Raw genomic sequence first — 10,792 nt, forward strand, 5'->3', positions numbered from 1 at the left:
CCTTTCCTCCTGGCGGAGCAGAGGGCAGTCATACCGACCCACCCTCGATTCGCGTCACGTGTTATTCGGTTTCCAGATCGATATCGATACCGAGCGAACGGATTTCTTTGATCAACACGTTGAAGGACTCGGGCATGCCCGGCTCCATACGGTGATCGCCGTCCACGATGTTTTTGTACATCTTGGTACGACCGTTCACATCGTCCGACTTCACTGTGAGCATTTCTTGCAGAGTGTAAGCCGCGCCGTATGCTTCCAGCGCCCACACTTCCATCTCCCCGAAACGCTGACCACCGAACTGAGCCTTACCACCCAGCGGCTGCTGGGTAACCAGGCTGTAAGAACCAGTGGAACGCGCATGCATCTTGTCGTCCACCAAGTGGTTCAGCTTCAGCATGTACATGTAGCCAACGGTGACCGGGCGCTCGAATTTGTTGCCGGTACGACCGTCGAACAGCTGCATCTGGCCGCTTTCTGGCATATCTGCCAGTTTCAGCATGGCCTTGATTTCGCTTTCCTTGGCACCGTCGAACACTGGAGTGGCCATTGGCACACCGCCACGCAGGTTCTTCGCGAGATCCAGGATTTCCTTGTCGGACAGGTCTTCCAGATTTTCCTGGCGACCGCCGATTTCGTTGTAGATCTCGGTCAGGAACTTGCGCAGATCAGCAACTTTACGCTGCTCTTCCAGCATGCGGTTGATCTTCTCGCCCAAACCTTTGGCCGCGAGGCCCAGGTGAGTTTCGAGGATCTGACCCACGTTCATACGCGAAGGTACGCCCAACGGGTTGAGGACGATATCTACCGGCGTGCCATTGGCATCGTGCGGCATGTCTTCAACCGGCATGATCACGGAGACCACACCTTTGTTACCGTGACGACCGGCCATCTTGTCGCCAGGCTGGATACGACGACGGATTGCCAGGTAAACCTTGACGATCTTCAGAACGCCTGGAGCCAGGTCATCGCCCTGCTGCAGCTTGCGTTTCTTGTCTTCGAACTTGTCATCGAGCAGACGACGACGATCAACGATGTAAGCCTGAGCCTTCTCGAGCTGCTCGTTCAGAGCATCTTCAGTCATGCGCAGTTTGAACCACTGACCATGCTCAAGACCGTCGAGGATCTCATCGGTGATGTCCTGACCTTTCTTCAGGCCAGCGCCGCCTTCGGCCTTGCGGCCAACCAGTGCGGAACGCAGACGTTCGAAGGTCGCGCCTTCAACGATGCGGAACTCTTCGTTCAGATCCTTGCGGATCTCGTCGAGCTGAGTCTTCTCGATGGACAGTGCACGAGCATCACGCTCAACACCGTCACGGGTGAAGACCTGTACGTCAATAACAGTACCTTTGGTGCCTGTAGGCACACGCAGGGACGTGTCTTTAACGTCGCTGGCCTTCTCACCGAAGATCGCACGCAACAGTTTTTCTTCCGGAGTCAGCTGGGTCTCGCCTTTCGGAGTGACCTTGCCTACCAGAATGTCGCCTGCGCCGACTTCGGCACCCACATAAACGATACCGGCTTCGTCGAGCTTGTTCAGTGCAGCCTCACCCACGTTCGGGATGTCTGCAGTGATTTCTTCAGGCCCAAGCTTGGTATCACGCGCCACACAGGTCAGTTCCTGAATGTGGATCGTGGTAAAGCGATCTTCCTGAACAACACGCTCGGACAGGCAGATGGAGTCTTCGAAGTTGAAGCCGTTCCATGCCATGAACGCGATGCGCATGTTCTGGCCCAGAGCCAGCTCACCCATATCGGTGGACGGACCATCAGCCATGATGTCGCTGCGCTCAACCCGATCACCCTTGCTCACCAGCGGACGCTGGTTGATGCAGGTGTTCTGGTTGGAGCGGGTGTATTTGGTCAGGTTGTAGATGTCGACACCCGCTTCACCGGTCTCAACTTCATCATCAGCAACACGAACCACGATACGGCTTGCATCAACCGAGTCGATAACGCCGCCACGACGAGCCACGACGCAAACGCCGGAGTCACGCGCTACGTTACGCTCCATGCCCGTACCTACCAGCGGCTTGTCAGCGCGCAAGGTCGGAACAGCTTGACGCTGCATGTTCGAACCCATCAACGCACGGTTGGCGTCGTCGTGCTCGAGGAACGGGATAAGCGATGCCGCAACCGACACAACCTGCTTCGGCGAAACGTCCATCAAGGTGACGTCTTCCGGCGCCTTGACGGTGAACTCGTTCAGGTGACGAACAGCTACCAGCTCGTCGATCAGAACTTTCTTGTCGTTCATTGCCGCAGAAGCCTGGGCGATGACGTGATCCGCTTCTTCAATAGCCGACAGGAACACGATCTCGTCAGTAACCAGCGCGTCTTTCACCACACGGTACGGGCTCTCGAGGAAACCGTACTGGTTGGTGCGCGCATAGGCTGCCAGGGAGTTGATCAGACCGATGTTCGGACCTTCCGGCGTTTCGATCGGGCAAACACGACCGTAGTGCGTCGGGTGAACGTCTCGAACTTCAAAGCCGGCACGCTCACGAGTCAGACCGCCAGGGCCGAGTGCAGAAACACGACGCTTGTGGGTGATCTCGGACAGCGGGTTGTTCTGGTCCATGAACTGCGAAAGCTGGCTGGAACCGAAGAACTCTTTGACCGCTGCCGCGACTGGCTTGGCGTTGATCAGATCCTGAGGCATCAGGCCTTCGCTTTCTGCCATCGACAGACGCTCTTTGACCGCACGCTCAACACGCACCAGGCCAACGCGGAACTGGTTCTCGGCCATTTCGCCAACACAACGAACACGACGGTTACCCAAGTGGTCGATGTCGTCGACGATGCCTTTACCGTTACGGATATCAACCAGCGTCTTCAGAACGGCAACGATGTCTTCTTTGCACAGAACGCCCGAACCTTCGATCTCGGTGCGACCGATACGACGGTTGAACTTCATCCGGCCTACAGCCGAGAGGTCGTAGCGCTCCGGGCTGAAGAACAGGTTGTTGAACAGGGTTTCTGCTGCGTCCTTGGTAGGCGGCTCGCCCGGGCGCATCATGCGATAGATCTCTACCAGAGCTTCCAGTTGGTTGCTGGTGGAGTCGATCTTCAACGTATCGGATACGAATGGACCACAGTCGATATCGTTGGTGTACAACGTTTCGATGCGAACAACCTGAGCCTTGGCAATCTTGGCCAGGATCTCGGTATTCAGCTCGGTGTTGCACTCGGCAATGATTTCGCCAGTCGCCGGATGCACGATGACCTTGGCGGTAGTGCGACCCAGGACGTAGTCCAGAGGCACTTCCAGCTCTTTGATCCCGGCTTTTTCCAGCTGGTTGATGTGGCGCGCAGTAATACGACGGCCTTGCTCAACGATGACCTTGCCCTTGTCGTCCAGGATATCCAGAACGGCAATTTCACCACGCAGACGCTGAGGAACCAGCTCCAGGCGAAGGTTTTCACCCTGCACATGGAATACGTTGGTGGTGTAGAAAGCATCGAGCACTTGTTCAGTCGTATAACCGAGCGCGCGCAGCAACACGGACGCAGGCAGCTTGCGACGACGGTCGATACGAACAAATACGCAGTCTTTCGGATCGAACTCGAAGTCCAACCACGAACCGCGATACGGAATGATACGCGCGGAGTAAAGCAGTTTGCCGGAGCTGTGCGTCTTGCCACGGTCGTGGTCGAAGAACACGCCAGGCGAACGGTGCAGCTGGGAAACGATAACGCGCTCGGTACCGTTGATAACGAAGGTACCGTTCTCAGTCATCAGGGGAATTTCACCCATGTAGACTTCTTGCTCTTTGATGTCCTTGATCGCTTTGTTCGACGATTCTTTGTCGAAAATGATCAAGCGAACCTTGACTCGCAGAGGTACAGCGTAAGTCACACCGCGCAGCACGCACTCTTTGACATCAAATGCCGGTTCGCCCAAGCGATAACCTACATACTCCAGCGCAGCATTGCCGGAGTAGCTGATGATCGGGAAAACGGATTTGAAGGCTGCATGCAGACCGACGTCGCGGAACTGATCTTTGGTAGCTCCCGCTTGCAGGAATTCGCGATACGAATCCAGCTGGATGGCCAGGAGATACGGCACATCCATTACGTCCGGCAACTTGCTAAAGTCCTTGCGGATACGTTTTTTCTCAGTATATGAGTAAGCCATCAGCGTTCCCCAGCTTGGTCACCTGCTTGTTTGGCTCCCCCCGACGGGAGCAGCCAGAAAATCGTGCAAACCCCGTGGTTTGCTCCACCATTCCGGTGGCTTTTTTGCACGTCAGAGACGTTGTACAAGCCAATCGTCTATAACGGAAAAAGGCCGGTGGCAAGAGCCACCAGCCATCAGCCTTTCGCTTAACGCTTGGGCTGGACACTCAAAGTCGGTACTTATTTCAGCTCGACTTTAGCGCCTGCTTCTTCCAAGGTAGCCTTGGCTTTGTCAGCAGCGTCTTTCGAAACTGCTTCCAGAACGATGCCTGGAGCGCCGTCAACTACAGCCTTGGCTTCTTTCAAGCCCAGACCGGTCAGCTCACGTACAGCCTTGATCACGTTAACTTTCTTCTCGCCAGCTTCCAGAAGCATGACGTTGAATTCAGTTTGCTCTTCAACAACAGCGGCAGCAGCAGCTGGACCAGCAGAAGCAGCAGCGGCAGTAACACCGAACTTTTCTTCGAAGGCTTTGATCAGCTCAACAACCTGCAGAACGGACATTTCGCCAACTGCGTTGAGGATATCTTCTTGAGAGATAGACATGAATCTAATTCCTGAATTGGGGGACAGCCTAGGCGGCCATCAAAATAAACAAAAAAACGCGAGAGGGAACGCTCAGCCTTAGGCTGCTGCGGATTCTTTCTGATCGCGAATAGCCGCCAGAGTACGAGCCAACTTGCTGGTAGCGCCTTGAATCACGCTCATCAGCTGGGAGATTGCTTCGTCACGGGTCGGCAAGGTTGCCAGTACGTCGATCTGGTTAGCCGCGAGGAACTTGCCCTCGAACGCAGCTGCCTTGATCTCGAACTTATCCTGACCTTTGGAGAATTCCTTGAACAAACGGGCAGCAGCGCCAGGATGTTCGTTAGAGAATGCAACCAGGGTCGGGCCAGTGAACACGTCGTTGAGCACGTCATATTGAGTGCCAGCAACGGCGCGCTTGAGCAGGGTGTTACGTACAACACGTACGTAAACGCCAGCTTCACGAGCCTCTTTACGGAGTCCGGTCATAGCGCTTACTGTTACGCCACGGGCATCAGCCACGACAGCGGACAGAGCAACTTGGGCAGCCTTGTTGACTTCAGCGACGATGGCCTTCTTGTCTTCAAGCTTAATTGCCACGGGTTTAACTCCTGCTTGTTACCGTTTCATCCAACCGAGGCCGGAAGTCGTTTTGGTGTCTGATTCGGTAAGGAACCGGGAGCACCATCTGCGTAGGCTTGAGGTTTAAGACTTGCGTCGCCTACGGTCTTGGATAGCCCCCGCCAGGCAGGGACCCCAATCTTTCATTGGCGCTTTGACACGCCAATTTTGTCTTACGCGTCCAACGAACCCTGGTCGATAACCAGACCTGGGCCCATGGTGGTGCTCAAAGTAACGCGCTTGACGTAAATGCCTTTCGAAGACGCTGGCTTGATACGCTTCAGATCAGAGATCAGCGCTTCAACGTTTTCTTTCAGCTTGACTGCGTCGAAACCGACCTTGCCAACTGAAGTGTGGATGATGCCGTTTTTGTCGGTGCGATAACGAACCTGACCAGCCTTGGCATTCTTGACGGCGTTAGCAACGTCAGGAGTAACAGTGCCGACTTTAGGGTTAGGCATCAGACCACGTGGACCGAGAATCTGACCCAACTGACCAACAACACGCATCGCGTCCGGGGAAGCAATAACAACGTCATAGTTCAGGTCGCCAGCTTTCATTTCGGCAGCCAGATCGTCCATACCAACGCGATCAGCACCAGCAGCCAGGGCAGCTTCAGCAGCCGGGCCTTGGGTGAATACTGCAACGCGGACGGTCTTGCCAGTGCCGTGTGGCAGCACAGTAGCGCTACGAACGACCTGGTCGGATTTACGTGGGTCAACACCCAGGTTTACCGCGATATCAACCGATTCGCTGAACTTGACAGTCGACAACTCAGCCAACAGGGCTGCTGCGTCTGTGAAGTTATAGGATTTGCCCGGCTCGATTTTCTCGGCAATTGCCTTTTGGCGCTTAGTCAACTTAGCCATTACACACCCTCCACGTTAAGGCCCATGCTACGAGCGGAACCGGCGATGGTACGCACGGCCGCTTCCATGTCAGCAGCAGTCAGATCCGCATTTTTTGCTTTTGCGATATCTTCCAGCTGAGCACGAGTCACGGTGCCAACTTTAACGGTGTTCGGACGTGCCGAACCGCTAGTCAGACCAGCAGCTTTCTTCAGCAGAACCGAAGCAGGGGTGCTTTTTGTTTCGAAAGTGAAGCTACGGTCACTGTAAACAGTGATGATCACAGGAGTAGGCAAGCCTGGCTCAAGACCCTGAGTACGGGCGTTGAAAGCCTTGCAGAATTCCATGATGTTCACGCCGTGCTGACCCAGAGCCGGACCAACAGGTGGGCTTGGGTTAGCCTGAGCGGCTTTCACTTGCAGCTTGATGTAAGCGGTAATCTTCTTGGCCATGAGGCACTCCAATTACGGGTTCGAACGCCAATCAAGGCTCCCCGGTTACTTGCACGTTTATCCCAGTGACGAAAAAACCCCACAGCCTACGGCTACGGGGTGTGGGATTCTCGCTCAGTTAGACCTTTTCGACCTGACTGAACTCAAGCTCTACCGGAGTAGAGCGACCGAAAATGAGCACTGCGACCTGAATCCGGCTCTTTTCGTAGTTAACTTCTTCAACCGTGCCATTAAAATCGGCGAACGGACCATCAGTGACACGAACAACTTCACCTGGCTCGAACAACGTTTTCGGCTTCGGCTTGTCGCTACCATCAGCGACGCGACGCAGGATAGCATCAGCTTCTTTATCAGTAATCGGTGCCGGCTTATCAGCTGTGCCGCCGATGAAACCCATGACGCGAGGGGTGTCCTTGACCAAGTGCCAAGTCCCTTCGTTCATGTCCATCTGGACCAATACATAGCCAGGGAAGAATTTACGTTCACTTTTGCGCTTCTGGCCGTTACGCATTTCAACCACTTCTTCAGTGGGAACCAGAATTTCGCCGAAGCCATCTTCCATGCCAGCCAGCTTCACACGCTCGATCAACGAGCGCATTACATGCTTTTCGTAACCCGAATAAGCATGCACTACGTACCAACGCTTAGCCACGGGACACCCTTAGCCAACAATCAAGGAAACAAGCCAGCCGAGCAGGGAATCAAGCCCCCACAACAGCAACGCCATAACCAGTACAACAGCCACTACAATCAACGTGGTCTGCGTGGTTTCTTGGCGAGTAGGCCACACGACTTTACGAATCTCGGCGCGAGCTTCCTTTGCCAAAACAAAGAACGCCTTGCCCTTGACCGTCTGCAACCCTACAAAGGCAGCTGCAGCAGCGATCACCAGCAGTACAAGAACACGGTACAGGATCGGTTGAGCCGAGTAATACTGATTACCGACGACGCCTACGACCACCAACACGACCACGAGCAGCCACTTAAGCATATCGAAGCGTGATTCTTGGACTTCAGTCTTGGGAGTCATCTACGGAGATCCTGTGAAAAGAAAGCCAGACACAATTTAATGAATCTGGCAGGTCAGGAGGGAATCGAACCCCCAACCTACGGTTTTGGAGACCGTCGCTCTGCCAATTGAGCTACTGACCTAAAAGCAAAATCAGGCCGACCACTATGCCAGCCCAACAAGAATTTTTCAACAACCTCACAACTCTTTTCCTGATTCAGGCCTGACCTACAGATAACCAGGGTCAATTAATCACCCTGTCGCACCTGCCATCACGACCTCAACCCACTCACACCTACATCGCCACCAACAGAAAATCGAGCAATGTACAGCCGAGCGCTTTGCAACCATTAGATTTGAAGCAACTTACTTTCAGCGTTCGGCAAACCACAATAACAAACGAAACACTGATTAAAACAAAGGCAGATATTTTCATATCTGCCTTTATATGGAGCTCTTGAGCGGATTCGAACCGCTGACCTCACCCTTACCAAGGGTGTGCTCTACCAACTGAGCTACAAGAGCGTAACACTTTGCACAAACAGCAAATTTGGAGCGGGTGGCGGGAATCGAACCCGCATCATCAGCTTGGAAGGCTGAGGTTCTACCACTAAACTACACCCGCTGAACTTGCTGTTCAGGCTTAAATTTGGTGGAGGGGGAAGGATTCGAACCTTCGAAGTCGTAGACGTCAGATTTACAGTCTGATCCCTTTGGCCGCTCGGGAACCCCTCCTAAGCGAGGCAGCATTCTCAACTCATGCTACCCTTCTGTCAACCTTTTTCTCATTAAAAACCTGAGGTTACAAACGTTGACTGCAGCTCTGCAGTTGTTGGGAGTTAACCCTACGCTGCTGAGCGGGCGCCATTCTATGCAAACTAATCCGCCGTTGCAATGCCTGAGCACAACATAATTTTGTTTTTCAGCAGAGGGAAGTCGTGAACCAGGCCCGCAAGCAGCTCCTGATTAATCAGGCGCCGGCTCCCTGGAGCGATTTTCAGCCAAAAGGTATTTTGTCCCCCAGACTGCAAGGGCTCAAACTGAGACTGAATATCCAGGCTGAGCAGACGCTGCTCGACGGTGCGAATTTCTTCCTGAGCACTCGACCCACCAAGATAGAGGCATTTTTCTTCAGGATTATTTTGCGCCACACCCGAAGCATCTGACTCGCTGAGAAGATGGATATCTTGCCGCTCAGCCCGATACAAAGATAAAGGCAGCACTTCCTTGGCTCGCAACGGCGCCTCTTGTTGATGCCAGATATAGTAGAAGGCATTTAACATCAGCAATAACAGAAACAACCAACGCATAAAAACCTCAAGACAAAGGGCAGGCCAGCGCAAGTCCGACAAAGATAAGATCCGGCACAGTCAGCGCCCCCGGCAATGATTCACTCACCAGCCCCGCATCCCCGCCGGTTACAAAAACCAAGAAATCATCCCCCCAATATTGGTGCGCCAGCTCCAACTGAGTGATGGCGAACCCCTTCAGCATCAGATGGCAACCACGCTCCACCGCCTCAACTGTCGAGTGCCCAGGGGAATGGCTATCCAGTGAGCGCTTGGCATCCGCATCATCGTAGCGAATCCGGCGGGTATGATTCTTGAGCTGGCTTCGCATCAACGTCATACCCGGGCAAATGAACCCACCGAGATGCTGACCACCAGCGGCAACGAAATCGCTAGTCACGGCAGTGCCTAGATCCAGAACCAGGCAGGCTTTTCCTGCAAGGTTGTATGCCCCTACCAATGCCAGCCATCTATCCAGACCTAAAAGCTGATAGTCGTCGTATCCGTTCTGGACACCCGCAAGCGCTTGAGCTGGCACCGCGCATACCACTTCAATTGCAAACCGCGAAGCGAGCGCTAAAATCAGCTTATCCGTCTCTTCGCGAGTGCGAACACTCACCAGCCGACACTGAGTCAGTGTCACAGCAGAAAGCTCAGAAAGCGTAGCAATGAGCGCATCGTCAGAGTCCGCGACCCCACCCACAGAGGACTTTGGGTCATCACTGACAATAACTCGCCATTTTATGAAACTATTCCCACAATCAAGCTCAAGTATCATTACGCAACCTCAGGCTGAGCTCGCCACCACTGTAGCTTTTCTTATCGTCGCCAACCTGCAACTGCAGGGCTCCCCGAGCATCGATCCCCAGCACAACGCCTTCTATCGCCTCAGCACCCGCTAGAAGAGTCACTGCGCGGCCTTGCCAGAGGTGATTCTCTTCCCATTCTTCCATATACGCGCCAAACCCTTGTACCTGATGCACAGCCAAATACGCAGCGATGTTGGTGCTTAACCTGGCCGCCAACTCGTTTCGGTCAGAGGGAACCCCAGTCTCGAGATGAACAGACGTCCATTCCTGATCAACTTCATCGGTGGCGCGCATGTTCACATTGATTCCCACACCGACGACTACGTGACATACGTCCGCAGGATCACCCAATAGCTCCAGCAAAACCCCAGCGATCTTGCGCCGACCCACCAGTACGTCATTAGGCCACTTGAGGCCAGCGGCTTTCACGCCGCTCTCCCGGAGGGCTTTCAGGACTGCCAACCCAACAAGCAGACTAAGGCCTTCGAGCTGACGCATCCCGCCCTCGATCCTGAGGGCGAGACTGTAGTAGATGTTCTCGCCGAACGGACTTACCCATTTTCGCCCTCGCCGCCCCCTTCCTGCAGTCTGGCGTTCAGCCAATACAACCAGGGGCAATGGAGACCTGGAAGCGATTAACCTCATGGCCTCTGCGTTCGTCGAGTCCACCGAATCAAATAGCTGAACCGGCCACCCCAGATGCGGTGCCGCTGCCTGGATCTTGGCTTCATCAAGCAGGGAGATCGGGTATACCAACTTGTAACCTCGACCTCGCACCTTATGCACTTCAATGCCTAGAGCGACCTCTAACTGCTGCAACTGCTTCCAAACGGCGCTCCGACTGACTCCAAGAGCCGCCCCCAGGTCCTGCCCGGAATGAAATTTTCCATCTTTAAGAAGCTTCAACAACGTCAGCATTTAGAAATCGCCTGTTAATGAGGCACGCATCATAGCCATGCTCGCCAGCAAAGCATAGAAACTCAAGATGAGTTTTAGATAGAGGCCATCCGATATGACCCAGCAATAACAACGACTTTCCGAGCAGACAAACAAAACCCCTGAA

Annotated in this window: 10 protein-coding genes and 4 tRNA genes; all 14 read right to left on the reverse strand. The window is 54.0% G+C overall.

The genetic code is table 11. The annotated features are described in order from the left end of the window. Positions 1 to 61: 61 nt before the first annotated feature. The gene (rpoB, locus tag CFII64_RS10285; RefSeq protein ID WP_020290709.1) at positions 62 to 4,135 is read right to left on the reverse strand and encodes a DNA-directed RNA polymerase subunit beta; all 4,074 of its coding nucleotides are present in this window, start codon (positions 4,133 to 4,135) and stop codon (positions 62 to 64) included. 221 nt (positions 4,136 to 4,356) lie between these two features. Beyond that, complete coding sequence (rplL, locus tag CFII64_RS10290) at positions 4,357 to 4,722, reverse strand: 50S ribosomal protein L7/L12 (RefSeq protein ID WP_020290710.1); 366 nt, start codon at positions 4,720 to 4,722, stop codon at positions 4,357 to 4,359. Between the two features lie 78 nt (positions 4,723 to 4,800). Then, positions 4,801 to 5,301, reverse strand: a complete 501-nt coding sequence (gene rplJ / locus CFII64_RS10295; RefSeq protein ID WP_020290711.1) for a 50S ribosomal protein L10 — start codon at positions 5,299 to 5,301, stop codon at positions 4,801 to 4,803. Between the two features lie 194 nt (positions 5,302 to 5,495). Next, a complete protein-coding gene (gene rplA, locus CFII64_RS10300; RefSeq protein ID WP_020290712.1) occupies positions 5,496 to 6,191 on the reverse strand; it encodes a 50S ribosomal protein L1 in 696 nt (231 codons plus the stop codon). After that, positions 6,191 to 6,622 (reverse strand): 50S ribosomal protein L11, encoded by a 432-nt coding sequence (gene rplK / locus CFII64_RS10305; RefSeq protein WP_020290713.1) that lies wholly within the window; start codon positions 6,620 to 6,622, stop codon positions 6,191 to 6,193. Before rplK ends, rplA begins: the two co-directional genes overlap by 1 nt. Before the next feature lie 118 nt (positions 6,623 to 6,740). After that, positions 6,741 to 7,274 carry a transcription termination/antitermination protein NusG gene (nusG, locus tag CFII64_RS10310; RefSeq protein WP_020290714.1) on the reverse strand — a complete coding sequence of 178 codons (534 nt, stop codon included), beginning with the start codon at positions 7,272 to 7,274 and terminating at the stop codon, positions 6,741 to 6,743. A gap of 9 nt (positions 7,275 to 7,283) precedes the next feature. Further along, on the reverse strand, positions 7,284 to 7,652 hold the full coding sequence (gene secE, locus CFII64_RS10315; RefSeq protein WP_020290715.1) for a preprotein translocase subunit SecE: 369 nt from the start codon (positions 7,650 to 7,652) through the stop codon (positions 7,284 to 7,286). Positions 7,653 to 7,698: 46 nt separating this feature from the next. Further along, positions 7,699 to 7,774 (reverse strand) — tRNA-Trp (locus CFII64_RS10320). 306 nt (positions 7,775 to 8,080) lie between these two features. Further along, positions 8,081 to 8,156 (reverse strand) — tRNA-Thr (locus tag CFII64_RS10325). Between the two features lie 26 nt (positions 8,157 to 8,182). Then, positions 8,183 to 8,256 (reverse strand) — tRNA-Gly (locus CFII64_RS10330). 25 nt (positions 8,257 to 8,281) lie between these two features. Then, a tRNA-Tyr gene (locus tag CFII64_RS10335) sits at positions 8,282 to 8,366 on the reverse strand. Between the two features lie 143 nt (positions 8,367 to 8,509). Then, positions 8,510 to 8,941 carry a hypothetical protein gene (locus tag CFII64_RS10340; RefSeq protein WP_020290716.1) on the reverse strand — a complete coding sequence of 144 codons (432 nt, stop codon included), beginning with the start codon at positions 8,939 to 8,941 and terminating at the stop codon, positions 8,510 to 8,512. 7 nt (positions 8,942 to 8,948) lie between these two features. Next, on the reverse strand, positions 8,949 to 9,698 hold the full coding sequence (locus tag CFII64_RS10345; RefSeq protein ID WP_020290717.1) for a pantothenate kinase: 750 nt from the start codon (positions 9,696 to 9,698) through the stop codon (positions 8,949 to 8,951). Continuing rightward, positions 9,688 to 10,647, reverse strand: a complete 960-nt coding sequence (birA, locus tag CFII64_RS10350; protein ID WP_020290718.1) for a bifunctional biotin--[acetyl-CoA-carboxylase] ligase/biotin operon repressor BirA — start codon at positions 10,645 to 10,647, stop codon at positions 9,688 to 9,690. The genes CFII64_RS10345 and birA overlap by 11 nt, the downstream gene beginning before the upstream one ends. Between the last annotated feature and the right edge of the window lie 145 nt (positions 10,648 to 10,792).

Source organism: Pseudomonas sp. CFII64 (genome assembly GCF_000416235.1).
In the GTDB taxonomy this organism is placed as follows: Bacteria; Pseudomonadota; Gammaproteobacteria; order Pseudomonadales; family Pseudomonadaceae; genus Aquipseudomonas.

What these genes read in the sequence shown, in the direction of transcription:
- secE (WP_020290715.1), bottom strand. Translation starts at nt 7,652, where the DNA reads ATGACTCCCAAGACTGAAGTCCAAGAATCACGCTTCGATATGCTTAAG.
- CFII64_RS10340 (WP_020290716.1), bottom strand. Translation starts at nt 8,941, where the DNA reads ATGCGTTGGTTGTTTCTGTTATTGCTGATGTTAAATGCCTTCTACTAT.
- rplA (WP_020290712.1), bottom strand. Translation starts at nt 6,191, where the DNA reads ATGGCTAAGTTGACTAAGCGCCAAAAGGCAATTGCCGAGAAAATCGAG.
- rplL (WP_020290710.1), bottom strand. Translation starts at nt 4,722, where the DNA reads ATGTCTATCTCTCAAGAAGATATCCTCAACGCAGTTGGCGAAATGTCC.
- rpoB (WP_020290709.1), bottom strand. Translation starts at nt 4,135, where the DNA reads ATGGCTTACTCATATACTGAGAAAAAACGTATCCGCAAGGACTTTAGC.
- birA (WP_020290718.1), bottom strand. Translation starts at nt 10,647, where the DNA reads ATGCTGACGTTGTTGAAGCTTCTTAAAGATGGAAAATTTCATTCCGGG.
- CFII64_RS10345 (WP_020290717.1), bottom strand. Translation starts at nt 9,698, where the DNA reads ATGATACTTGAGCTTGATTGTGGGAATAGTTTCATAAAATGGCGAGTT.
- rplK (WP_020290713.1), bottom strand. Translation starts at nt 6,622, where the DNA reads ATGGCCAAGAAGATTACCGCTTACATCAAGCTGCAAGTGAAAGCCGCT.